General features: G+C 53.1%; 27 protein-coding genes. 3 read left to right on the forward strand and 24 right to left on the reverse strand.

Annotated features, from left to right (window positions below; all coding sequences use genetic code 11):
- Positions 1 to 212: 212 nt before the first annotated feature.
- The 6 genes from PsAD5_RS00465 to PsAD5_RS00490 form a co-directional block, all read right to left on the reverse strand.
- Positions 213 to 1,070, reverse strand: coding sequence for a carbohydrate kinase family protein (locus tag PsAD5_RS00465; RefSeq protein WP_063290661.1), 858 nt, complete (start codon positions 1,068 to 1,070; stop codon positions 213 to 215).
- The gene (locus PsAD5_RS00470) at positions 1,067 to 2,125 is read right to left on the reverse strand and encodes an ABC transporter ATP-binding protein (protein ID WP_063290662.1); all 1,059 of its coding nucleotides are present in this window, start codon (positions 2,123 to 2,125) and stop codon (positions 1,067 to 1,069) included. Before PsAD5_RS00470 ends, PsAD5_RS00465 begins: the two co-directional genes overlap by 4 nt.
- A 4-nt stretch (positions 2,126 to 2,129) precedes the next feature.
- A complete protein-coding gene (gene argH / locus PsAD5_RS00475; RefSeq protein ID WP_063290663.1) occupies positions 2,130 to 3,617 on the reverse strand; it encodes an argininosuccinate lyase in 1,488 nt (495 codons plus the stop codon).
- Positions 3,614 to 4,492, reverse strand: a complete 879-nt coding sequence (locus tag PsAD5_RS00480) for a carbohydrate ABC transporter permease (protein ID WP_063290664.1) — start codon at positions 4,490 to 4,492, stop codon at positions 3,614 to 3,616. Before PsAD5_RS00480 ends, argH begins: the two co-directional genes overlap by 4 nt.
- A 1-nt stretch (position 4,493) precedes the next feature.
- Positions 4,494 to 5,387 (reverse strand): carbohydrate ABC transporter permease, encoded by an 894-nt coding sequence (locus tag PsAD5_RS00485; RefSeq protein ID WP_063289273.1) that lies wholly within the window; start codon positions 5,385 to 5,387, stop codon positions 4,494 to 4,496.
- Between the two features lie 192 nt (positions 5,388 to 5,579).
- On the reverse strand, positions 5,580 to 6,833 hold the full coding sequence (locus PsAD5_RS00490; RefSeq protein ID WP_063290665.1) for an extracellular solute-binding protein: 1,254 nt from the start codon (positions 6,831 to 6,833) through the stop codon (positions 5,580 to 5,582).
- A 315-nt stretch (positions 6,834 to 7,148) separates the two neighbouring features.
- Here PsAD5_RS00490 and PsAD5_RS00495 point away from each other — a divergent pair, with 315 nt between their 5' ends.
- Together PsAD5_RS00495 and PsAD5_RS00500 are read left to right on the forward strand one after the other, a co-directional pair.
- Complete coding sequence (locus PsAD5_RS00495; protein WP_063290666.1) at positions 7,149 to 8,198, forward strand: ROK family protein; 1,050 nt, start codon at positions 7,149 to 7,151, stop codon at positions 8,196 to 8,198.
- A 9-nt stretch (positions 8,199 to 8,207) separates the two neighbouring features.
- Complete coding sequence (locus tag PsAD5_RS00500) at positions 8,208 to 10,601, forward strand: PIG-L family deacetylase (RefSeq protein WP_063290667.1); 2,394 nt, start codon at positions 8,208 to 8,210, stop codon at positions 10,599 to 10,601.
- 53 nt (positions 10,602 to 10,654) lie between these two features.
- Here PsAD5_RS00500 and PsAD5_RS00505 read toward each other — a convergent pair whose 3' ends face one another.
- The 5 genes from PsAD5_RS00505 to PsAD5_RS00525 all read right to left on the reverse strand — a co-directional run bounded on the left by PsAD5_RS00505 (position 10,655) and on the right by PsAD5_RS00525 (position 15,697).
- Positions 10,655 to 11,785, reverse strand: coding sequence for an ABC transporter permease (locus PsAD5_RS00505; RefSeq protein WP_063290668.1), 1,131 nt, complete (start codon positions 11,783 to 11,785; stop codon positions 10,655 to 10,657).
- Entirely contained in the window at positions 11,782 to 12,699 is a 918-nt protein-coding gene (locus PsAD5_RS00510; RefSeq protein ID WP_063290669.1) for an ABC transporter ATP-binding protein, read from the reverse strand. The genes PsAD5_RS00505 and PsAD5_RS00510 overlap by 4 nt, the downstream gene beginning before the upstream one ends.
- Positions 12,696 to 13,646 carry an HlyD family secretion protein gene (locus PsAD5_RS00515; RefSeq protein WP_063290670.1) on the reverse strand — a complete coding sequence of 317 codons (951 nt, stop codon included), beginning with the start codon at positions 13,644 to 13,646 and terminating at the stop codon, positions 12,696 to 12,698. Before PsAD5_RS00515 ends, PsAD5_RS00510 begins: the two co-directional genes overlap by 4 nt.
- Positions 13,639 to 14,346 carry a CerR family C-terminal domain-containing protein gene (locus PsAD5_RS00520; protein ID WP_063290671.1) on the reverse strand — a complete coding sequence of 236 codons (708 nt, stop codon included), beginning with the start codon at positions 14,344 to 14,346 and terminating at the stop codon, positions 13,639 to 13,641. Before PsAD5_RS00520 ends, PsAD5_RS00515 begins: the two co-directional genes overlap by 8 nt.
- Positions 14,347 to 14,653: 307 nt before the next feature.
- The gene (locus PsAD5_RS00525; RefSeq protein ID WP_063290672.1) at positions 14,654 to 15,697 is read right to left on the reverse strand and encodes a tyrosine-type recombinase/integrase; all 1,044 of its coding nucleotides are present in this window, start codon (positions 15,695 to 15,697) and stop codon (positions 14,654 to 14,656) included.
- Between PsAD5_RS00525 and PsAD5_RS27950 the strand changes: the two genes are divergently transcribed.
- Complete coding sequence (locus PsAD5_RS27950) at positions 15,691 to 15,867, forward strand: hypothetical protein (RefSeq protein WP_193778119.1); 177 nt, start codon at positions 15,691 to 15,693, stop codon at positions 15,865 to 15,867. The two genes, PsAD5_RS00525 and PsAD5_RS27950, sit on opposite strands and share 7 nt — an antisense overlap.
- A gap of 7 nt (positions 15,868 to 15,874) precedes the next feature.
- Here the strand turns inward: PsAD5_RS27950 and PsAD5_RS00530 are convergent, their stop codons facing one another.
- The 13 genes from PsAD5_RS00530 to PsAD5_RS00595 form a co-directional block, all read right to left on the reverse strand.
- Positions 15,875 to 16,306, reverse strand: a complete 432-nt coding sequence (locus PsAD5_RS00530) for a hypothetical protein (RefSeq protein WP_063290673.1) — start codon at positions 16,304 to 16,306, stop codon at positions 15,875 to 15,877.
- Between the two features lie 16 nt (positions 16,307 to 16,322).
- A complete protein-coding gene (locus PsAD5_RS00535; RefSeq protein WP_063290674.1) occupies positions 16,323 to 16,715 on the reverse strand; it encodes a hypothetical protein in 393 nt (130 codons plus the stop codon).
- Positions 16,716 to 16,985: 270 nt separating this feature from the next.
- Positions 16,986 to 17,252, reverse strand: a complete 267-nt coding sequence (locus PsAD5_RS00545) for a DUF2312 domain-containing protein (protein ID WP_057464317.1) — start codon at positions 17,250 to 17,252, stop codon at positions 16,986 to 16,988.
- A gap of 11 nt (positions 17,253 to 17,263) precedes the next feature.
- The gene (locus tag PsAD5_RS00550; protein WP_057464318.1) at positions 17,264 to 17,659 is read right to left on the reverse strand and encodes a hypothetical protein; all 396 of its coding nucleotides are present in this window, start codon (positions 17,657 to 17,659) and stop codon (positions 17,264 to 17,266) included.
- Positions 17,656 to 17,913 carry a hypothetical protein gene (locus tag PsAD5_RS00555; RefSeq protein WP_057464319.1) on the reverse strand — a complete coding sequence of 86 codons (258 nt, stop codon included), beginning with the start codon at positions 17,911 to 17,913 and terminating at the stop codon, positions 17,656 to 17,658. The genes PsAD5_RS00550 and PsAD5_RS00555 overlap by 4 nt, the downstream gene beginning before the upstream one ends.
- Positions 17,913 to 18,542, reverse strand: coding sequence for a hypothetical protein (locus tag PsAD5_RS00560; RefSeq protein WP_063290675.1), 630 nt, complete (start codon positions 18,540 to 18,542; stop codon positions 17,913 to 17,915). Before PsAD5_RS00560 ends, PsAD5_RS00555 begins: the two co-directional genes overlap by 1 nt.
- On the reverse strand, positions 18,542 to 18,874 hold the full coding sequence (locus tag PsAD5_RS00565; RefSeq protein ID WP_063290676.1) for a hypothetical protein: 333 nt from the start codon (positions 18,872 to 18,874) through the stop codon (positions 18,542 to 18,544). Before PsAD5_RS00565 ends, PsAD5_RS00560 begins: the two co-directional genes overlap by 1 nt.
- On the reverse strand, positions 18,871 to 19,887 hold the full coding sequence (locus PsAD5_RS00570) for a recombinase RecT (RefSeq protein ID WP_193778120.1): 1,017 nt from the start codon (positions 19,885 to 19,887) through the stop codon (positions 18,871 to 18,873). Before PsAD5_RS00570 ends, PsAD5_RS00565 begins: the two co-directional genes overlap by 4 nt.
- Before the next feature lie 172 nt (positions 19,888 to 20,059).
- Positions 20,060 to 20,341 carry a hypothetical protein gene (locus PsAD5_RS00575; RefSeq protein ID WP_063290678.1) on the reverse strand — a complete coding sequence of 94 codons (282 nt, stop codon included), beginning with the start codon at positions 20,339 to 20,341 and terminating at the stop codon, positions 20,060 to 20,062.
- A gap of 8 nt (positions 20,342 to 20,349) precedes the next feature.
- Complete coding sequence (locus tag PsAD5_RS00580; protein ID WP_063290679.1) at positions 20,350 to 21,312, reverse strand: PD-(D/E)XK nuclease-like domain-containing protein; 963 nt, start codon at positions 21,310 to 21,312, stop codon at positions 20,350 to 20,352.
- A gap of 8 nt (positions 21,313 to 21,320) precedes the next feature.
- Positions 21,321 to 22,382 (reverse strand): hypothetical protein, encoded by a 1,062-nt coding sequence (locus PsAD5_RS00585; RefSeq protein WP_063290680.1) that lies wholly within the window; start codon positions 22,380 to 22,382, stop codon positions 21,321 to 21,323.
- A gap of 1 nt (position 22,383) precedes the next feature.
- Complete coding sequence (locus PsAD5_RS00590; protein ID WP_057464326.1) at positions 22,384 to 22,584, reverse strand: hypothetical protein; 201 nt, start codon at positions 22,582 to 22,584, stop codon at positions 22,384 to 22,386.
- A 208-nt stretch (positions 22,585 to 22,792) separates the two neighbouring features.
- The gene (locus PsAD5_RS00595) at positions 22,793 to 23,128 is read right to left on the reverse strand and encodes a hypothetical protein (protein WP_063290681.1); all 336 of its coding nucleotides are present in this window, start codon (positions 23,126 to 23,128) and stop codon (positions 22,793 to 22,795) included.
- Between the last annotated feature and the right edge of the window lie 132 nt (positions 23,129 to 23,260).

A 23,260-nucleotide genomic window follows, 5' to 3' on the forward strand; every position in this document is an offset into this window, starting at 1 on the left:
ATGTAGGAAATACGTTTTAATTTTTGCGTTGCAATGTGCGTTGCTATGTAAAATTTGCGCTGAAAGGGTAGGAGGATACGTTCATCGGTATTTCATTGAGGCGCGCATATGTGCTGCGACTGCAAGTGAGGTTGAGGGAAGGTGAAAGCGGGGATAAAAGGAAGAGCTAAGGGGGATAAGGGCCACAGCGTGTGTGACCCTTTTTGTTTGATTTAAGGTGCGCCGCCGACGCGCATAACGGCTGCTGCACCGCACTTGTTGCCATCTTGCAAACAGGTCTCGATGTCTGCTCCGCGGAGCCATGAGCTCAGGAAGCCAGCGTTGAAGGCATCTCCGGCGCCAGTTGTGTCGACAACAGGGACGGGGTCTGCGGCAACGGTGATCTCGCCGTCCTTAGTGATGGCGGTTGCACCTGCCTTGCCTTTTTTCACAACTGTGAGTGTCGGGCAGTTGGCTGGCTCTTTCAGGTAGCCCAGATGCTCAGCTTCCATCTCGTTCGGCAGGAAAAGGTCCACCTGTGCGATGAGGTCCTGAACCTCTCCATTGAGGAGGCAGTTCTGATCCCATGAGCAATCCAGAGAGACCGTCATGCCTGCGGCCTTGGCGATCTCCAGCAGTTCCGGGAGTTCCTGCAGTGTTGCCAGTTCACCGATGTGCAGGTGTCTGGCTTTTGATGTGCTGAACGCCTTCAGCATGTCTCTTGGTACTGCGGTCCCATTGCGCTTTGTCAGGAAGGCGCGGTCTTCCTGACAGCCGATGACGGCTGTTACCTGAGCACCGTTTGCGGTGTTAAAGGGCGACAGGCTCAGGTCAACGCCGCTGCGCTGCATCTTGTCTAAAATCGCAGAGCCGAACGGGCCGCCGGGCATGGATGCCAGAAGGGTCGTTTTGTGGCCCAATGCGGAAAGGTTGGCAGCGGTGATGAAACCGCCGCCTCCGGGTTCAACGGCCAGTTCTTCGGCGTAGGTTTCTTCGCCTAGTCTTGGCAGTTCGGTGAGCCCAGTAAAGATGAGGTCGCAATAAACCCGTCCCGCACAGACGATTGCCCCATCGGTTTGTTTTGAGGTCACCGGATGGCCTCCCCGGTGTGCGCATCAAACAAGTGAATGGCTTCAGGTGCTGCATGCAGGTTGACTGTGTCGCCAACGGCAGGTGGTGTTCTGCCAGAGGCTTTGGCGATGACTTCCTTTTCGCCCACTTTCACGTAGGCGAGGGTGTCTGTGCCGAGTGGTTCGATCACGGACACTTCGCCGGAAAAGAGGCCTTCGCCTTCCTGAACCAGCAGGGCATCCGGGCGCAGGCCAACGGCGACCTGCTGATTTTCACTGAGCTTGGTGGTTGGAACTGGAACTGAGGTGCCATTGTCCAGAGCGATCGTTTCTCCCTTCACAATGCCATTCAGCATGTTCATGGAAGGGGCACCGATGAATTGAGCCACAAAGATGTTTGCTGGCTCGTAGAACACTTCGAACGGTGTGCCGACCTGCTGGATGTGACCGTCTTTCATGATCACGATACGGTCTGCCATTGTCATGGCCTCGACCTGATCGTGGGTCACGAAGATGATGGTGTTGCCAACCCGCTGATGGAGTTTTTTGATCTCCAATCGCATCTGAGTGCGCAGCTGCGCGTCCAGATTGGACAGAGGTTCGTCAAACAGGAAGGCAGCTGGATCACGCACCATGGCGCGGCCAATGGCGACGCGCTGGCGCTGGCCGCCTGAAAGCTGGTTCGGTTTTCTGTCTAGCAGGTCTGTCAGTTCCAGAATACCGGAGACTTCATTGATACGCGCGTCCTTCTCGTCCTTGGAGAGTTTGGAGGTGCGCAGTCCGAAGCCGATGTTTTTGCGCACCGTCATATGAGGGTAGATCGCATAGTTCTGGAAGACCATAGCGATGTTGCGCTCTTTGGGCTCCATGTCGTTGACCACATCACCGCCGATGCGGATGTCGCCTGCGGAAATTTCCTCCAACCCTGCGATCATGCGCAGGGTGGTGGACTTGCCGCAGCCGGACGGGCCAACCAGAACAACGAACTCACCAGACTGAATGTCCAGATTGATGCCATGCAGGACCTGAGTGTCCCCGTAGGACTTAACGAGATTGTTTAGGGATACGGTGGTCAATCGATCACTCCTGCACTAGTTTTGCAAAAGCAGCGCTGCGCACTAAGGTGGCCTGCACGCTTTGATCTGCAAATGATTTGTTTTTGGCTCTCAAGGCTTTGGCTGACTGCTTGTAAGTTTCCAAAGCAGCATCCAACGCACTTGGAGCCGGCCCGCCGGGACGGGTGCGAATAGCAACGAAATTTTCGGCACTGACAGCATGCATGAACTGGTCTTCGCTCATGCTGGATACCTTTTGAGCATGTGCCTCAAAGGCCTTGCCAAATGGGTCAAAGCCGTCACGCAGTGGCTTTTGCTCTGCGATCACTACTTTGGCTGTGTCTGCTGCAATCTCATGAGCCTGACGGAAAGACAGACCTTCCTCACGCACCAGCGTATCTGCCAGCTCTGTGATGGTGATGCAGGAGGCGTCCGTGTTCTTTGCGACGCGTGCTTCGTTGATTGAGCTTGCGGCGATGAGTGCTGCAAAAAGATCCAGCACGCGGCTGCCGCTTTCAAAGGCTGCATACCCTGCCTGCTGCACTTCCCCCTCACTGTCGTTCATATCGGTGAACGGGGTGTTGTGCATGGTGCCGACGATTGCATCGCAGCGGCCAACGGTGATGGATGCCAGATGGCGCAGGTGTTCGATTGGCACCGGATTGCGTTTTTGCGGCATGATGGAAGAGATCTGCACCAGGCTGTTTGGCACGTAGAGCTGTCCAACTTCGAATGCGCTCCAGAACTGCATGTCCTGAATGACGCGGCCCAGATGCAGGAACATGAGCTTCATGGCCGAGTAGAGGCCAGTCACGTAATCTACGGAGGCAATACAGCCATAGGAGTTGAGCAGCGGTTCGCTGAAGCCAAGCAGCTGCGCCATACGCTCCCGATTGATCGGAAAGCCAGAGGTGGTGATGGCTGCTGCGCCCATTGGGCAGTGGTCAATGCCGGCTCGTGCCAGATTCAGCCGTTCCAGATCACGCAGTAGCACTTCCAGTGCGGCGGACAGGTAATGGCCAAAGGTGGATGGCTGTGCCGGTTGCCCGTGGGTGTAGGCAACAATCAGCGTTTCCTTTTCGATCTCGGCTTTCTTGATGAGCACATCACACAGATGCAGAGCCTGCTGGGTGAGGGCATCACAGCGTTTTGCCAGCGCCAGCTTGAAGACGGTGTGGTCCATGTCATTGCGCGAGCGGGCTGTGTGCAGCATGCCAGCGATGTCTGGGCCGAGCCGCTTTTTTAGCTCAGCTTCAACGAGGAAGAAGTAGTCCTCGTATTCGCCCGTGTATTCCGGATCAGCGTCTGCCAGATCCTTCTCGATCTCAAGGAGTGCCTTGGCGATTTGCTTGCCGGTTTCAACTGGCACAATGCCAGTCTCGCACAGCATCACCAGATGGGCCTGATTGATCTGGGTGATCGAGGCGACATGGTGTGCTTTCACGCCTTCAAAAAGCGGTGCAAGCACTGTGTCTTTGTAGACAGGATGGGGGAACTTGGAGCTGTCGATCATCCTTTAAGCCCTGCCATTACTACGCCGCGAATGATGTAGCGCTGGAACACCAGGAATACGATCAGGGTCGGGATGGTTGAAATTGCTGCACCTGTCATGATCAGTTCCCACTCCACCTGCGCTTCTACGGAGAAGGTGGTGAGGCCAACGGGCAGGGTGTACATTTCCTGACTGTTGGTGACGATGAGAGGCCAGATGAAGGCTGTCCAGTTGCCAAGGAAGACGAAGATTGCCAGCGCTGCCAGAGCAGGGCGCACCAGCGGCATGGCCACTGTCCACCAGATCTGTAGTTCGTTGAGGCCATCAATGCGCGCGGCTTCCAGAAAGTCGTCTGGTACAGTTTCAAAGAACTGCTTCATGAGGAAGGTGCCAAAGGCTGTCATAAGACCTGGGAACATGATGCCCCAGTAAGTGTCGAGCCAGCCGAATGCAGAGCTCATCAGGTACCACGGAATAACCAGCATTTCGGTCGGGATCATCAGGGTCGACAGGATGGCGATGAAGATGATGTAACGGCCCGGGAAGGTGTACTTGCACAGGACGTAACCGACGAGGCTGTCAAACAGCACGTTACAGATGGTTGTGATGGTTGCGATGAACAAAGAGTTGGTGAACCAGCCGAAGAAGCGCCCGTCTTCAAGAACGTAGGTGTAGTTCTCGATTGTTGGTTCTTCCGGGATGAGGTTCAGGTTGTAGACTTCAAACGGGTATTTGAAGGACGTGGACAGCATGAAGACGATTGGCATGATCATGGCGATGCCACCTGCAAACAGCAGGAGCCAACGGATGAACTGCGCCTGACTGCGTTTTCTGCGGGCAGAATTGCGCAGGGCCGAGGTCTTTTTGCTTGTGTCCAGAGTATCTGAGAAAGCCATATTACTTATCCCTCATGACGCGCAATTGCAGCAGGCTGACGACAAGCAAAACGGTGAACAGAACAACTGTTTGTGCCGCCGCATACCCCATGTCAAAAGAGTTGAAGGCCGTGTCATAGATCATCAGAACCAACGGCTTGGTGGAGTTGAGCGGGCCGCCGGGATCATTCGTGGTCATGTTGAAGACCTGATCGAAGATGCGCAGGAAGCCAATGGAGGAGAAGACAACCAGAAAGACGATGGTTGGCTTGAGAAGCGGAATGGTGATCTCGGTCAGCGTTTCCCACGCAGAGATGCCATCAATGCGGGCTGCCTCATAATAGGTTTGCGGAATAGCGCGCAGACCAGCCATGAAGATGATGACCTGAAAGCCCAGTCCTGCCCAGATGGCCGGTGCCAGAATGGATGGCAGTGCAAAGGTGGTTGAGTTCAGGAACGGGATTTGCGGGATACCGAAAGTGGCCAGCGTGTTATTGAAGACGCCGATTGGAACCGGCTGGTAGAACCAGCGCCAGACCCACGCCATTGCGACCGCGCTGGTCATGAATGGCAGGAAGTACAATGCCCGGATCGTGCCATGCATGAAGCGTAGTTTGTCGAGATGGAACGCGATCACGAAGGCAAGGAGCAGAGAGCTTGGTGTTCCCAAAATCAAATAGAGGAAGGTGTTGCCGAACACTTTCCAGAATGTGGGGTCACTGAACAGCTTTACATAATTGTCGAACCCGGTCCAATTGCGGGAGCCGAGCAGGTTCCATTCCTGAAAAGAGAGCAGAATAGCGTTCGCTGTTGGATAGAAGCGCACGACTACATAAAAAACGATTGGGATGGCAAGTAGCCCCCACGCCCAGACGATCTGCTTTTGCGAGATCGAGAGCCTCTTATAAATCCCCAAAACCGCCCCCTGGTTATAGCCGGAATTGCAGCAGTTTGCTCAGAGTATGAGTCATGAGACTGCTTTAACTATTTGTTTTAAGGTGTTTTATGGCTCTGCTTAAAGAACCTTTGCCCTACATGCTGTCTTGATGGTGTGGGGGTAAGGTGGAGCCCCCACACACATATGTTTTGATAGACTGTCGCGTGATGCTTAGTTGTAGTAGTCGTCGAGGATCTTCTGCTCTTCGTCTGCTGCCTGAGCAAGAGAGTCATCTACAGACTGATCTTGAAGACGCATCCGTCCAACCATGTCCATCAGAGCCTGACGCTGACCACTTTCGTTGGCGAAGATTGTTGTCTTCGCATAGCCGAGGCCTTTGATGAATGGGCCGTAGACTTCGTGGTTGGCATTGGCTTCTGTCATCGCTGCAGATGGTTTTGCAGGAAGTTCGCCAACGGTGTCGAGCCAGACTTGCATGGCCTCATCGGAGGTGACGTACTTCATGAACTTGACGGCTGCATCGTACTTCTCATCGGTGGCTTTGGACGTGATGCCGTTCACCCAATAAGACGAGTAGTTGGAATGGGTGCCATCAGCTGCGGCTGGCAGCTCTGCAACGCCCCACTTGAGGCCGCGCACCTTGTTGAGTGCGCCGATGCGGAAGGAGCCGTCGATGTGCATGCCTGCGCGGCCTGCTTTAAAGGCTGCCTGTGGCTCATCCATGAAGCCTGCTGCGGTTACTTTGTGAGTGAACTCAAGATCGGAGTAGTACTTCAGAGCGGCTTTACCGGCATCTGTGTTGTAGTTCACTTTCTTGTAGTTATCCATGTATGGATCGCCGCCGAACTGGCGGATAAGCACTTCGCGGAACCAGTGGTGGTCCTGTGCGTTCATGCCTGTGGTGATGCCAACGGTGGACAGGTTGCCTGCGCCGTCTTTCTGGGTGAGTTTCTTTGCGGTTTCAACCAGTTCGCCCAGCGTCTTTGGCGGGCCATCGATGCCAGCTTTGTCGAACAGGCGCTTGTTGTAGAACAGAGCCAGCGAGCGCACTGCAGTTGGCAGGGCCATGTACTGATCGCCGCGCTTCATGGCCTGAACCATTGGGAAGAACTCAGCCTCAATTTCAGCTGGCGGGAAAACGTCGTTTGGAAGTGGCTGAATGAGTTGTGCGTTTACGTAGTCGTTCAACCAGCCATAAAACAGCTGTACCACATCCGGGCCCTGACCTGCAGGGATCGCTGCTGCCACTTTCGTACGGTAATCCGCATACGGGAAGTGGGTCATTTTCACGGTGATGTCCGGGTTTTCCTTCTCGAAGTTTTCGATCAGGGTTTCCATTGCTTTCACACGTGGCTCAAAGAAATATTGCCAGTACTCAATTTCAACTGCTTGTGCGCTGCCTGCTGCATACATTGCGCAAGCCGCGGTGGTTGCCCCCAGCATCCACTTTTTCAACTGCTTCATAAGACCCTCTCCTAAGTCCTAAAGTCGGAGCTGCCCTCTATTCCTCGCCCCGGCTTCTTTTGATAAATTGCGAAAAGAAATGTTCTTCTCTTAATATTTCACAATGCTGAACAGATTTAATTCAATTGAGTTGAGTATTCAAGTGTTTTGATTTAATGGATAGATATGCATCGAAAAACACCACTTAAAATCATTGGCTCCAACGCCGAAAGAACTCGACTTCACAATAGGAAAGTCGTTCTCGGGCACTTACGTTCTCATGGCAAACTGGGGCGAGCAGAACTTGCGCGCCTGACCGGTTTGTCCACACAGGCAATGAGTAACATTATAGCTGAATTGGAGAGCGAAGCTCTGATTCTTGCGGGTGAGCGGCAAACAAAAGGGCGTGGTTTGCCTGCGGTGCAGTACACTTTAAATCCGGCGGGTGCTGTTGCGCTGGGGGTGGAGGTTCGCCCCAACGCGATCTTGTGCGCGCTGGTGAATTTTCTTGGCGATACGCTTTACACCAAGCGCATACATATCGAGAGCAGTGAGCCCGCTGTGGTTTTGCCAACCGTTAAGGCGGCCTGCGATGAGGCTCTTTCATCCATTGGCAAGAACGCACCGCCTGTTTTGGGTGCGGGAATCGTTATGCCAGGTCCGTTTGGCCGTGTGGGATTGACCGGAGCGGGGAAGGCCGAGCTGGTTGGCTGGGACGATAAAGACCCGCAGGTGCTGTTTGAAGATGTGCTTCAGGTGCCTGTGCGCGTGGAAAATGATGCGACGGCGGCAGCGATTGCAGAGCAGACAACTGGCTCTGCTACGGATCTGCAATCCTTCTGTTTTGTTTATTTTGGCACTGGTCTGGGGCTTGGCGTGATCTCCAATGGCGAGATCCTGCGCGGTGCGTTTGGCAACGCGGGAGAGCTGGGTCACGTTGTTGTGGAGCGGGGCGGGCGGCTTTGCTCCTGCGGCAATCGTGGGTGCCTTGAAACCTACACCAGCCGTATGGCGGCCAGTGAGTTTTTGCAAAAGCGCGGCAAGTCTGCCGAGAGCCAGAAGGACCTTTCTGATCTGCTGGCCGTGAATGATCCTGATCTGGATGAGTGGATCCGTGAAGCGGCTGACCCGTTGGCGCAGGCCATTGGAACGCTTGAGAACCTGTTTGATCCGGAGGCCGTTATTCTGGGTGGCGCCATGCCGCCGGAGCTGCTTGAGCGGTTGATTGCTCAACTGGACCTGATTGATGCGACGGTTTCCGTTCGCGCTGACCGGACTTTGCCGCGTGTGGTGCGTGGAGCGTCTGGTTGGATGACTGCGGCTCTTGGAGCGGCAGCGCTGATTATACACGACACCTATATTCCAAGTATTTCGAAGGTAGCCTGAGGGGACACGATGCCACTTTCAGAACAAGAACGTATTGCCGAGCACAAACAAAGTGTGCGGATGGTGAACCTTTGGCGGGCGCTGCAGCCGCTCAAGTCAACGGTTTCCTTTATGAATACGGGAGCTCATCCGGATGATGAGATTTCTGAGATGCTGGCAGCTATTGGTCTTCGCGATGGCATTGCCTTGTCTTATGCCTGCGCCAACCGCGGTGAGGGCGGGCAGAATGATATTGGCACTGAGGCGACCGAGAACCTTGGTGTATTGCGCACCGCAGAAATGGAAAAAGCCTGTGATGTGCTGAACATGCGCATGTACTGGCTCTCAGAAAATGCTGAGGACAGCGTTTTTGACTTCGGATTTTCAAAGAGCGGTGTTGAGACGCTTGGCAAGTGGGGGCATCAACGCACGCTGAAGCGGTTTGTTGAAATCATCCGCCAAGAGCGGCCAGACATCATTAGTCCAACTTTTCTGAATATTCCCGGCCAGCATGGTCACCACCGCGCTATGACACAGGCTGCGTTTGAGGTGATGAAAGCGGCAGCTGATCCTGAGTTTCCTGATGTTGATCTGCCATGCTGGACCGTCAAGAAGCTCTACCTGCCTGCGTGGTCTGGCGCGGGTGGGGCGTATGATGATGAAGTTCCACCGCCGCCAGCCACGCTTGAATTTGATGGCAATGGTGAGGAGGAAGTGACTGGCTGGAGCTGGGCTCAGATTGGTGAGCAGTCCCGTGCATTCCATAGAACGCAAGGCATGGGGCGCTGGCAGGCTTATGACAAAAGCAATGTCTGGTCGCTGCATCTGGCGGAAAGCACGGTTGGAACAGAAGAGCTGTCTTTATCCGACAATCTTCCGAAAGACCTATCCGAGCTTGGCTCCTTTGCAGGAGCCCCAACACTTTCAGAATTGCTGGACAAGGCGCATGATCATTGTCTGGATGCAATTGAGGCCTTCCCGAACCGTGCGATGATTGGCGCGGCTGCAGCCCAGGCGCTGAAGTTGTTGCGTAAAGCGATGGAGGAGTGCCCTGAAGCAGCCCGTGATGAAGTGCTACACCGTCTGGAGCGCAAGGAATTGCAGCTTGCCAAAGTGCTTGAGCTGGCAGAGGGCATTGTTGCTTCAATGCGGTTGTCTCAAGACCAGCTGAAGCGTGGTGAGAGCGTCGAGGTTGCGTTTGAGTGTAACCGTGAAGCCGTGAGCTTTGAGCTGGATCTGCCGAAGGGCTGGGTGCAGCAAGACGGCTGCGTCCAAGTTGGGTCTGAAGCAGACACCAGTGATCCGTATCCTGCTGTTTATTGTCCAGATGCGGTTCAGGCGCCCTGTGCAAAGCTTCAGTTTACTTCTCATGGTGTGGCGGTTGAAACGCGGCTGCCGTTTGAGGTGGAGCCAATTGTGCTTCCTTCTCATGTGGTCACATTGGATGACACGGGCTTCGTGCTCAACAACACGCTGGAAAAACGGTCCTTGAGCATTCCGGTGGGTGGGAATGCCGAGGGCTTGAGCCTTGATGTGCCAGAAGGATGGACGGCACAGTTTGACGATGGTGTTTTCCAGATTGCTCTGCCAGATGATGTTGCCAAAGGGCTTTATGAGTTGCCGATCCTGCAGGGGGGCGAGCAGGCTTACACCGTTCATGTTGTGTCTTATCCGCATGTGAGCCAGCGTGTTCGGGTTACTCCGGCGACGGTTCGGATCTGTGTGGTTGAGGCGCGTCTTGATGCAAAGCGTGTTGGTTATGTCGGGAGCGGTAATGACCGTGTTGCCAAATGGCTTGGTGACATTGGCGTTGAACTGGTTGATTCGCCTGTTGGTGAGTTGAGTGCCAAGCGGCTGCAAGGGCTGGATTGCCTCGTTGTCGGCATCTTTGCATTCCGTAGCCGACAGGACCTGCATGATGTGATTGAGGATATTCATGCGTGGGTGAAAGCAGGCGGGCGCCTGATTACACTCTATCACCGTCCATGGGATCGCTGGGATGCAGAGAAGCTTCCGCTTCAACCGCTTGAGATTGGATCGCCGAGCTTGCGTTGGCGGGTGACTGATGAGAACGCCGAGGTGCGTTATCTGAACCCGCAGCATGTTTTGCTCAACAAGCCTAACGAGATTGGCAAGAGCGATTGGGCGAACTGGCACAAGGAGCGCGGGCTCTATTTTGCGAAGAGCTGGGATGTTGCCTATGAACCGCTGCTGGAGATGGCGGACCCCGATGAAGCACCTCACCAGGGCATTTTGCTTGCGGGTGACTTTGGACAGGGGCAACACATCCACACCTCGCTTATCCTGCATCACCAGATGGAGAAGCTGGTGCCGGGGGCTTTCCGCCTGATGGCCAATCTTGTCTCGAATGGAGCTGAAGAGGCGAGTGTCTCTCAAAGCGCTGAGGCCTTTGAGGCCAGCTAAAAGAGTTGAAAGAGGCGCCGCGAAAACGGCGCCTCTTTTCTTGCGGGCAGTTGTTAGTCCAGTGTCCGCTTGAACCTCTTCAAGGCCAGCATCAGGAGCAGGCCGACGAACAGGAAGAGGGTGTAAACGCTTGCAGATACCTCGCTCCATTCCGCGCCTTTCAGCAAGATCGCACGTACAACGCGCAGGAAGTGAGTGAGCGGGAAGATCTCGCCCAGCATTTGCGCCCATTCCGGCATGCCCGCGTAGGGGAACATGAAGCCGGAGAGCAGTAGGGATGGCAGGAAGAAGAAGAACGTCATCTGCATGGCCTGCATTTGTGTGCGGGCGACTGTTGAAATGAAGTAACCCAGCAACACCAATGTCAGCACAAAAACCAGTATGGCGCCGATAAGCAACAGCAGCCCGCCTTCAAACGGGATGTTGAAGAGCAGGCGGCCTGCACTCAACACTACGGCGACCTGAACCGCCCCCACGCCCAGATAGGGCAGGACTTTGCCGCACATGATCTCGAAAGGGGACGCGGGCATGGCCAGAAGGTTTTCCATGGTGCCACGTTCTGTTTCTCGCGTCAGTGCGATGCTAGTCATCATCACCAGCGTCAGCTGAAGAATGACGCCCAGCAGGCCGGGGACGATGTTGTACTGGGTGATGCCTTCCGGATTGTATTTGCGATGAATGATGGTACTGGACTTCAAAAGATCCTGCTTCAGGCTTGGATTCTTTTGTTTGATGGATGCAACGGCTTTTTCGATGATTGCCGGGGCAGAGGCGACTGCTGCGCCGGACGCTGCCGGGTCTGTGGCGTCTGCTTCAATCAGTGCGTTGGGCGTTCCTGCTTCTGCCTGCTTGGCGAAATTGCTTGGGAACGTCACCACAAACGTGACTTTGCCGCGCCGGAGCAGGCTGCGGGCTTCTGACGGTGAGACATTCACATCAGTGAACTTGAAGTACTGAGAGTTCTCGAGGGCTGTGACGGCTGCGCGTGAGTATGGGTCATTTGCCATGGCAACCAGAGCCGTGGGGAGACCGCGCGGGTCATTGTTGATGGCGTAGCCAAACAGCACGAGCTGAAGCAGGGGAATACCGAGCATCATGGCGAAGGTGATACGGTCGCGGCGCATCTGGATGAACTCTTTGATGAGCATGGCAAAGAGCCGCTGAAGGGAGAATACTCTGCTCATTGCATATTGTCCGTGCCGTCACTCATGAACTTGATGAAGACATCCTCCAGATTGGTTTCTGATTGTTCTATCTGGATGTCTTCGTGTTGCTCCAGTGGTTTGAGCGCGCGTTTCAATGCCTGAAGGTCTGTTCCTGTCACGTGCAATGAGTTGCCGAACGGTGCGACCTGCTGCACGCCTTTGTTTTCCTGAAGCTGAGGAATGAAGCGTTCAAGGTTGGGGCCGGTGAGTGTGTATGTGTACAGTCCTGCATCTGCGATGACATCATGCAGGGAGCCGTCGGCTAAAAGTTCGCCATATGAGATGTAAGTGATGCGATGACAGCGCTCGGCCTCATCCATGTAATGGGTGGAGACAAGAACGGTCATGCCGTCAGCTGCAAGGCGGTGGATCTCCTCCCAAAAATCGCGACGGGCCTTTGGGTCTACACCTGCGGTGGGTTCATCCAACAGCAGGAGTTTCGGTTTGTGCATGGTGCAGGCTGCCAGAGCGAGGCGCTGTTTCCAACCACCTGACAGTTCGCCTGCTAACTGGTTGCGGCGGGAAAGCAGGCCGAGCTTTTCCAGTGTTGCGGTGGTGTGCTGCTTCACTGGTTTGAGGTTGTAAAGCCGTGCGACGAAGCTCAGGTTCTCTTCTATGGTGAGGTCTTCGTAGAACGAGAATTTCTGCGTCATGTAGCCGACCTGGCTTTTGATCAGCAGACGGTCCTTGATCAGATCATACCCAAGCACCTGTCCGTTGCCTTCGTCTGGCTTCAGGAGCCCACACATCATCCGGATGCTGGTGGTTTTGCCTGAGCCATTGGGACCAAGGAAGCCGACAATCTCACCCGGTTTGACTTTGAGCGAGACATTGTTGACGACCAGCTTGTCGCCAAAGCGTTTGGTCAGGCCTTTGACTTCAATTGCGTTCATTGCAAGCTGTCCAGATCAACGTCAAAAATCTGACCGGGTCTCAACGGAGAATGCTTCGTGATTGGCTTTGCCTGCACCTCATAAACCAGCTTCTCGCGTGTCTCTAAGGAGTAGATGACTGGTGGGGTGAATTCCGGGCCTTCTGCAATGTGGGTGATCTGCAAGGCTTGCAGGGTGGCGCAGCCGGAGCATCTGGCGTTGAACCGGGTACCAACTTCCAGCTGGGTGTATTGCTCTTCGGGCACGAAGAAATGAAGCTTGATGGAATTGACGGGCAACAGGCTGGCAACTGGCGCTGTTGGGCCTGCCATTTCACCAGAGTGTAGGAACACGTCTGTGACCTTGGCATCTTCAGGTGCATAGATCTTTCGCTTCTCCAGCAACCACTCGGCCAGATCAACTTTCGCCTTTGCCATCTCATATTGGCTCTCGGCGGCAGCGATCTGATCTTCACGTGCTGGCAGTTTGGCAACGGAGAGCTGGGCTTGCAGCTCTGTTATGCGGGCTTGCGCAACGAGCAGGGCGGTCTCTGCTTCATCAAACTGTGCCTGAGAGATGACTTTACGCCCGAGTAGACCCTGATATCTGTCGTAGACGTTTTGCGAATGTTTGGCCTGTGCCTGTGCTGAGCGCAGGGTGGCGTTTAAAACGTCGATCTCCTCAGGGCGCTTGCCAAGCTTAAGGTCATTGAGTGAGGCAAGTGTCTGTTGCAGTTGAGCCTTGGCTTCAGCCAGCTTCATATTGGCATCGGAGGATTCCAATATGGCAATGAGCTGGCCTTTCTTGACCCGTTCTCCTTCTTCGACCTGCACATCAGTAATTTCGGAGAGCTCCACTGGCGCCAGCTTGAGGTACTCGCCTTCAACATAACCAGCGGTCAGGTTTGGTTCCGGCGCGCAAAAGGCAAGCCAACTTGCCACAACAGGAAGGGCGCAGACATTAAGCATGGTTCGAGCCTTTCGACAGATCATCCAGCAAGGCGTTGATTGAGCGATGGAGGATAGATTTGATCTGTGCCAGCTCATCCGGGCCGACGTCTTGCCAGCCCATGCGCTTGAGCACCAGCGGACGGGCCAGACGGATGTAAAGCAACTGGCCGATCATGGCGAAGATTGCGAGCTTCAGTTCATCAGAGGCGACAGGCTGGCCAGTTGCGCGGCTGAAGAGCACGGTGACACGGTCCATCAGCGGCTCAAAGATCAAGTGGTACAGTGTGTCCACTTCCTCTGGTGAGTGCAACACCTCCTTGAGCATAAAACCAATCACCAGTTCAGCGCGCTTGTTTGTTTGGGTGAAGGTGATCATGCGGTCGATCATCTCCAGAATCTTAGTGCGTGCGTCTTCAGGCGACAGATGCTCGATGTCAGAGAGCTTTCGGTTCAGCACAACGGACATCACATCGCCAATCGACATGGCAATGAAGTTGATGCATGCCCGCTTCAACCCGGCCTTGCCATCGAAGTGATAGGCAATGGAAGCAATGTTGGCCTTCGCTGTTTGCGCGATAGAGCGCGTGGACGTGCCGGCATATCCCTCATGACCGAAGTGGTAGAGCGCAGATTCAATAAGGTCGCGTTTTGTTTTGGCCGATGGGGTGTCAGATGCCAGAATTTCACGCAGTTCATTTGGGGTGGGGGAGTTTGTCATGATGGCACCTATTTTCAATCAATCGTTTGATTGAAAACCTACGCCTGTTTCAGAATTTTGTAAAGTGCGCATCCAGAAATTCGTATTGATGGGAAATTGGGGGTGAGATTGGGACTTTTGTAGTTTCTACACAGGGTATTTTCTATTTCCACAGCTACAGTTGCTACTTGCTCTTGAATTTCAGGTGGTTCGTGGTATCTACCCGCTCATGGACACGTGGCCGAGTGGTCGAAGGCGCTCCCCTGCTAAGGGTGAGCGCTATTTTTATTTCTACCAACAATTTCAATTAGTTATGCAGTAGTCCGCGTTACTGTTGTTTGGCTTTTGCGGATTTGGTTGCATTGTCACGAGAGAACGCATCGAGAACTTTTCGTGAACCGTCTTCAGAATGTGCATAGCTGTCGAGTAGAACTCTGGGGCTTGACCAGCGCCCTGCTTCAGCCGCGTCAACTACGTTGATACCCTGCCTCACTACTGTCTCAGTTCCAAAGCCATGGCGACCGGCAGCATGTGGCGCGATGTACTTAATTCCAGCTTCCTTGCAGACTGTCTGCCAGTGCTTATAAACGCTGTGACGGCTGGCGTAGCCGAATACTCTCCCGTTTCGCGGTGGGAGATTGGCGAGAGTGACAACCACCTCTGTTGTGATGTTTACCCACTGCGCTTCATGCCCTTTAGCGGATGGTAGAAATACTCTGCGGCTCATTAAGTCCAGATCATCCGGCACCATTTCAACGGCCTGTGTAATTCTTGACCCGGTGGTGAACATGAATAAGGCCAGAGCTCCCGCGTATGGGTTTGCGTGCTCTCTGAACTTATCAATCCACTCCCAAGAACCTGGGGTCTTTCGTTGCCTGCTTTTCTTGCCCCGGATCTCGTCTTGCTCTGCGCGTTCGTCTGAGGTGTAGGCCTTCACTCTAATTGGTGGAGTGCCGTGTTCATGGTGCGCATGGTTGATAACCGCGCTCACTGGCGTTACCACTTGGCGCCGCCATGTATCGGAAGATGCGTGCGGATAGATTACCTTACCAAGTTCGCGGACTTCTTTCGGCTTGATATCCTTAACTCTCTTCTCCCCAAGGTGAGGGATCACCTTGAGAAGATAGCCAGCATCGGCAGGCTTTGAAGGGTAAGCAACGCAGGCAGCGGAGAAGCTTAGCTCATCTGCTGCTGTTGGCGCGTCGTCGCCAAGCACTGCACGTTGCCGCGCCTTGCGTTCGATTTCCGCGAGCTTCGCTCTTGCGACCGTTTCATCAGATGTTTTGAGGCTTCTATCGAGGTAACTGTCGATGCCGTCACATCTTCCACGGACCCACCACTTTGTGCCTTTCCTGTAGAGAGATAGTGGCATTTGGATTCCTCAAAGATTTTATCAATATGTTGCGGTTTAATAAGCATGGCCTTGCCGAGGGTGCAAAAGGCGCCAATGCGGCGAGCCTCAGAGCGAAGCTTGCGCTCAGAAATTTCGATGCCCTGCGCAGCAAACATCTCAACCCATTCTTCAGGCTTCTTGCCTTCTGATAAGATTTTAGGCAGCGTGTTGCTCTGCATCCTCTCCCCCTAAGTTGAATAGCTTCAGGATTTGCTCAGTCTCGTAATCTTGGCAAGCATCTTTTGCTTCTGTTTCACTACCTGTGAAGGCTAGATGTGCCCACTCTTGCTCTTCGGGTTCCATAGATGCGCAAGCCCAAGATTTGTCATACCGGTAAATCTGATATTCAGTACCGCTCGCAGCCTGCGCAGCATTATCATTCCATTCCAGCGGCTTCACACTCTGCTCTATGATTGAACGTAGAGCTGAAGGGTGAGAAAGATAGGCTTCGATAGGGTCAATGAGCTCCTCTCGCTCAAGTTCAACCATTACTTCACCTCCCCATGCTTTAAAATCAGGAGTGGTATGAGGGTAGGCGGCTTTCCTCGCGGCTTCCCAAGCCTCTTCATTTAGTTTGATCTGTTCCATTGGTTTACCTCAATGCCTATTGGGACTGTTCAAACCGTGCGATAATTTTCGCCTGCATCGTTTCTGGATCTGGGCAGTTGCGTCCTTCGGGATCATCACCCAAAATTGCGACGTATTCACCATCTCCACCAGTTGCCTTATCAATGTCTTGCACGGCCTGCTCATAGCCGTCGCGCTTACCAAGCTCGTAGCTCTCGTCAAAAGTCTGGCGTGCCTTTTGAGCCTTGGCACCAATGCGGAAAGCCATCTCAGTTGCATCATACACAAGCTTATCAATGAAGTGGTTTAGGTCGTGGATCTGGCGTGTGGTTGTTCTGTCAGGCAAGTTTTTTACAGCCCAAACCGCCGTATCATCCCGCTGACGGGAGAGAAATTTATCAAGAAACCCGACGTATTCACCATTCGTCATCATGCTTCACCTACCGGCCTTAAATGGATTGTTTCGAAACGAACTGCTTGCAGCTCGTGTTTTTGAATGGAAATGAACGCAGGTTTTCAATCCCCTTGCGTGCATGACACTCAAACCATTCTGCTGTGATGTAATGGTCTTCAGAGTCATACTCGTAGCTACAATGCTTGCAGTCCTCGCAACGGTTGGCCATGCTCATATTCCCATTCCTCTCTCGATTGCGGTGGCCCGTGCCTGAGACGGCACAGGCCTAAATGTGTTTCGTTGAAGCTATGCGTCTTCCATCACTGGTCCAGCCATGCCGAGAGCGTGGAGATAGAGGTCAAGAATTGCCTCTTCTTCTTCCCGCTCATGCGGTTTGCGTTTGCGCAGTGAAACGAGTTTGCGCATCACCTTCACGTCAAATCCATTCCCTTTGGATTCGGCGTAAACGTCCTTGATATCGTCTGCGATGACCTTCTTCTCTTCTTCCAAACGCTCAATGCGTTCGATGAAAGCTCTAAGTTGGTCGGCTGCAACTCCACCTGCATTTGCCATGGTGTTTTCTCCTATGCTGCTTTTCTAGTGTGTCGTGCGTGCTTGATAATCACGCGAGCTTTGTCGGTGTTGGGGTAGGCCATGCGCAAGGCACAGCAAAGCGCGTGCGGATCTATCCCGCGCAGTGACCAATAATCCTCTTCATTCATGGAGTGCTGGTGCTGCATGTGCTCAACGTGCCAAAGGGGCAGGCACCAATAGTCATCTGGCTTTTGTTGCCCGCCTGATTGCGGCTTGCCATATGCAAGGTTTCCGGCGCGCAGATGTGCGGCATGAATGCCTTCACCTTCGCGGCCTGTAACCACACATGGCAACTCGTGAAGCCATGCCAGGTATTTCTTATCCTTGCGTGGAGCTTCGAAGCATTCGGCGTATTCGCTCTGCTGTGAGATGATGCGAAAACTCATATTGCCTCCTTCTTCATTCCCTTGATGTTGCCGTAGTGGCCTTGGGCCTGCTTGAGTTGGGTGCGGGCGCGTTTCAAACGCTGCTCAGCATCTGCCAGCAGATCGGCGTGAGCTTCTTCCCATGTGTCGTAAAAGGACATGTGGTGACTATTCTTCATGAAGCGTCGACCATCAATAAACACGCATTTCTCAGTTTCTTTCGTGATGTTCACGCGCTCAATGCTGCCCCAATTGACTTGGTACTTGATAGGCATCACGCAGCCTCAGACCTGTCTGCGTTGAGTAGGGCGTCAAAGCGTGCTTTGTCCAAGATGATTACTTGTGTCCAGTTGGGGTAAAACGAACGGCATGTTTGCTTTGAGTTCCACTGCTTGACAAACTTATGAACCTCATCTGCGTCGACTACTTCCTCGTGCGCGTCTTCGTGCATATCGGAGGTAGCGTTTTCGAGGATATTTTCAGCGTCCAGCCGGAGCGGTTGCTCATGGCAGGTGAATACATAAGCAGGCTCTATCTCGTCGTGACCGTGGCAGTGTTCTTTCACTATACTTAGCTCAGAGAAGTAACCTTCGCCCCAATCACCAGAATTGGAGTCGGGGTAGACGGAGCCGTTATAATCATCCGGTGCAATGTTTTGAGCCTTCTGCACTCGGTTCTTTTCTCGGCATTTCTCGCAGGCCGTATAGCCAGCGTTAACCGGAAGCTCAACGCCGCAGACACATACTTTGGGTTTGCAGCACTCCCCCGCAAAACGCTGAGCCTCTGCGTGGGCTAAGTCGCTCCGGCATGCAAAAATGCCGGGAGAATGCACGCGCCCACACTTGCCGCAGGCATAAAGCTGTACTTCGTTGCTGCCCTTGAAAGTTAACTCTCTCACGTCCATTACGCTGCCTCCACTTGAAACTGAGGAGATGCAGTAGGTTCTTTGTTGGTGTACGATGCCATTGCATCAACAATCGCGTTGAACACTTCCTCAGCGTTCGCGAGGTAGGATGAGCTATTGTATTGGTCTATGTATTCCGTTTGGATATCTGCAACGTCGTATCCAGTATCGTCAAAGTCGCCAGCCTCCTGTTTGATCACTTCCAGAACAGCCCGCGCCTTCTCAAGGGATATTTGGCGGCGGTGTGTGGTGAATTCAAAAGGCAGACCCCATATTGTTGGATCTATAGCTGCAGCAATGTTTTCAAGTGGTGTAAGGTTTGGGCTGCTCATGTTGCTTCCTTTGCTGTATTCTTGGCGAATTCAATAAACATCTTGTGCGCCGCTTCTTTTGTCTCCGGTTTTTCAATGGTGGCGCATTTTTGACGTAACGCACCAACAGCCTCAGGCTCTGGATTGCTGTCTAGAACGGCTCGTACATGGTCAAGAATGCAGCCTTCTGCTTCAGCAGCCTGTCCGTTACTGCTGTCGCCCTCCCGAGCTGGCTCTTCTTCCACATTTGATCCTTCTTCAGGTAGCGCCTGTGTCCCCTCCGAATTTGAATGTGTCTGCGCTTCACAAGCCGATTCATCCGCTTCTCGCCCTTCAACTTGCTGCTGATGTGCATCGCTTTCACTCTCCTGCTTCAAGGCCTCAATGTCGCCTGCCATGGTTTCCTGAGCTGAAGTGAAGCCTTCGGCTTTTTCGTCGGCATTATCTGCCCTGTTTGCGATGCGTTCGCGGAAGGTGCTTTTGCTCTCTTTCTGCTGCACCTGATTGATGCGCTCAATTTCATCTGGGTCATAGATACCGGAGAGGCTGAAGGCATAGCGGCCAGCTTGAATCATGGCCTTGTGGCGCAACCTACGGCGCGGCCATTTCTGCCATGTTTCAGAAGCGTCTTGGCACTCTTCCAGATATTCAGTGACTTCAACCGGGTGATTTCGATCTTTCCTGTACATGATGCAGGTGATCGATATCAGCTCGCCATTGTCGCCTAAATGGTCTTTAAAGCTCATGCCATCGAAGGCAGGGTTGGAGTTGATTAGGGTAGCCCAGCCATCAACTGTAACCGTTGGTTGAATGCCATTAGGTGTGTTTTGCGCATAAATCTCTCTGGTGAGAGGGTTTAGCTGGTACTCGCTCGCCACCACCAAGAAAGCTTCAAGCTGTTCGATGTTTACATGGCAATCAGGCATGCAGGTTTTTAAGACAACGGCCTTAAATGCATCCGGTGCCATTCCATAGCGAGCAGCCATCGCATCAAGTACTAATTGCGGCTTTGCTGTTGCTGCTTCGTGTGTCAACTCAATCTCCATTTTCAACCGTCCATCAAAACGCTTCGTGAAGCGCTTAGAGGGGCGTCCCCGGCTTAGGGTCTGGCGCTGGGGTATATTTGCCCTTGCTGTTACATGGTTGCCTCCATGGTTGGGCCTGATATTCGGCCTGGGGCTTGTGCTTATTGATTGAGAAGAGTGGTTATTGGGCTTCTTGGATTAGCTCTGCATCCTCAGCTTCAATGCTGTCCTCATCATCGAAATCCTTGGTTGCCGCTTCCTCTGCCTTCTCCATGGCTTCTTCAGCGCTATGTGCAGAGACTTCATAGGTGCGCGTCTCCTCGACATAACCGGTAACGGAAACCTGCCACTTCCGCGCATCGCCGCCTCGCAACTCATCCCAGAAACCAAGGCGCATAAGCTCGGTTTGTGCTACGCCAGCTCCCGGCATGTCTGCCAGATCTTGAAGGTTAGGTTGCTGCATGTTCGCCCCTAAGCCGCTATCTTCAGCTCATCGCCCATTCTCATCGCTCGGCTGGCTTTGATCTCGTCGGCCACGCGGGCAGCAGACCAATCATTCAAGCGCGCATGAGATGAGCCAGCATTGAATGGCTCAACACCCGGCCAAACTCCGGTATCTAAGCCAGAGCGGACCATGTGAAGGCCTTCAATGGTTGCCTGATAGCCCAGTTCGATGTGCTCCGGTTCAATCTCAACCACAACTGAATCCGGGATCTCACTCTTGAGTACGAAGGTGCACACAAAGCCCACAAAATCGATGCCAAGCAGTTCGCATAACAGCTTAAATTGGCCCGCTTGAAGGTAAATGCCGGTGTCAAAGATCTGACGCCGAAGGAAAGCCTCTTCAAGGCTGGCTGTGGTTTTCAGATCATTTGTTAAACCTGGGGTGACAAGAACGTCAGGCCGGGAGCAAACACCAATCCCGGTTTCTTGGTGAACGGCATACATCGTGCGTTCTGTGCGACCATCCAAGGAGCCAAGCTGTGCAACATCTGGGTTTTGAGCCAGTTCTTTCGACATGATAATAATGATATCCATGTCTTCTGGGGTAATGGGACTGCGACCTTCTTTAAGAACGGCATCTCTCCATTCTTTTGCGTCTTTCTTCCGGTAGTCAGTCCAGCACTCAGGGCGTAACGCAAAGTTCTGGGTGAACTCTTCTCCAGTCACATCACCCAACAGTAGCGCATGTGCCGCCTTACCAAACTCAAGCGGTGCAGTACTGTCTTTCTTTTTGCTCTGCGGATTGTGTATCCAGCGCCCCCAAAACTCTTTAGGGCTTCCGCCATGAGGCCGGTAGATTGGTTTTAAGCTGGATTTTGATACTGTCTTGGTTCCAAAGAGCAGAGTGTTTGTGTGGTAGTCGTTGATAGGCACTCCAGCATATACGCCGGGAGCTGTGATCTGGCCTTGCTTGTATTGAACTTCCTGCATGGTGCACCTCAGTAGTTGATGGTTACATTTGGGATGGAGCCGCGAGCGATTGCTTCAACGGCGGTTTTGGCGTCTGCTTCGGACAGACCGACAGCAACAAAGGCTTCAAGAGCGGTATTGTTAAGCTTTGCTTGGCGGCGCTTGTTGCGTGCGCGACGTTCGGCTTTCTGCTGTTCTTGGAGCTTCCGCTCTTCTTCTGCTTTGCGATCAGCCTCTTGTTTTGCTATGAGAGCTTGTTTCTCTTTCTCAGCTTTTTCTGCTGCTTCTTTTTGTTGCTGGATTACTTTAAGGCGCTCACGTTCGGCAGCTTCAGCGGCTTCCTTGCGTGCTTGCTCTGCAGCGTTTTCAGCAGCCTCCTTTAAATCCTTCTGACGCTTGGCCTCTTCTTCGGCAGTTTTGCGTTTAGCCTCTTGTTCTGCCTTCTCTGCTTCGCGTTCAGCTTCTGCTTTACGCAAGCGCTCAAGCTCAGCCTCACGCTCTTCATTAGCCTTGACGGCTTTTAGGGAGATATCTAGGACGGCCTTGGAAGCCTGTGCGAGTTGGCGAGATTGAGGGCCAAACTCGTTTAGTTCTGCATCGCTGGTGTCAATTTTGGACAGCTCATCAAGTCGCTTTTGAATGTCGCCAGAGCATTCGTTAAACTCTGGCTTTCCAAGTTCCTCGATGCGTGCCAGCACTGCCTTGTGGGAGGCAACGCGCTGCGCTTCCTGTTGCTCCCAGTCGGTAAGGGGCTTCTTGCGTGCGTCTCGCGCTGCATCGAGGTATTCTTTCACGTCTGTGCGACGATTATTGATGATCTCAAGCTGCTTGCGCAGGTTGTCGCCTTTGTCCTTGCCTGCGCCGTCAATCGCCGTTTTCAAAGTGGCGCACTTGTGGGCAAAGCTCTTGATTGCCTTGCGACCTTTGTCGGTCGACATGTCATATTTGAATGTCGCGGTTTCAGCTTCGATTACAGCCTTTAGTGCTTCAAGGTTGGCGGTTTCAGTATCTTCAAAGTAAGATGCGGGATTAGCGCGAAGCTCTTCTAGGTCTAAGGCTTGTACAGCCTTGGTTTCAGTAATGGCGTTCATGTTAAGCAACCTCCTTTTGTTCAAAGCTGTCGAAGCTGTCGGCCTTCGCCTGCCAGTAAGCGGCAAGTTCTTTTGCCTCTACTATTTGGTCTTGAAAGTCTTTGCGTGGGTCGTCTTTCATTGCCTGCTGTAGACCCGCGCACAAATCCCTGTATTTGTTTGCCTTCTGTTGGGCATAGGGACGAGTAATTGCTATGGTCATTCTCGTACTCCTGATGTTCATCAAAACGCACTTGTCGTGCGCTTAGAAAAACGGGGCCGAAGCCCCGAGTTGGTCGCCTTGGTCAGGGAGACGACTGGGGAGGGATTGGTTTATGCTGGTACTGTGAAAATGAAGCCTGCGGCTACCGCTAACGCTGGTAGAGAAAGGGTTAGGGTGATTTGCTCAACCACCCTGAGCCAGTGGGGCATTAAGCTGCCCGCTGGTACTCATTTGCTTCTGCCTCTTCTTTAGCTCCCGTAAACTGCCGGCCAAACTCAAGATCGGTTTCAATAGCCTTGCGAAGCTTCTCATACAGAGTGAGATAGTCTTTTTGTTCCGCAGTCAGTTGGTCATAAGAAACCAGACGATTGCTTTCCATTACCAGCGCATCACCGTCATAGTCTTCAATGGTGATCTGAAGGACTTCAAAGCCAAGAGATGCTGGAAGGCGATCGCCTGCGAGAACCTTGCAGTCAAAGTCAGCGATGTGATGGCCTGCAATGCGAAGCTCTACCGTGTGTTCAAGTTCAATTTGGAAGTCCATTTTGCACCTCTCAGCGGCTGTGTGTGTCGTTGCTGTTGATGAATATGTACTAAATGTACGACAGTACGTCAATCGAAAATCGTACAAAAAATATAGACATCGCTCAAAATGTACGATAGATGAGATTTAAAT

Origin of the sequence: Pseudovibrio sp. Ad5, assembly GCF_001623095.1 — a bacterium.
GTDB lineage: Bacteria > Pseudomonadota > Alphaproteobacteria > Rhizobiales > Stappiaceae > Pseudovibrio.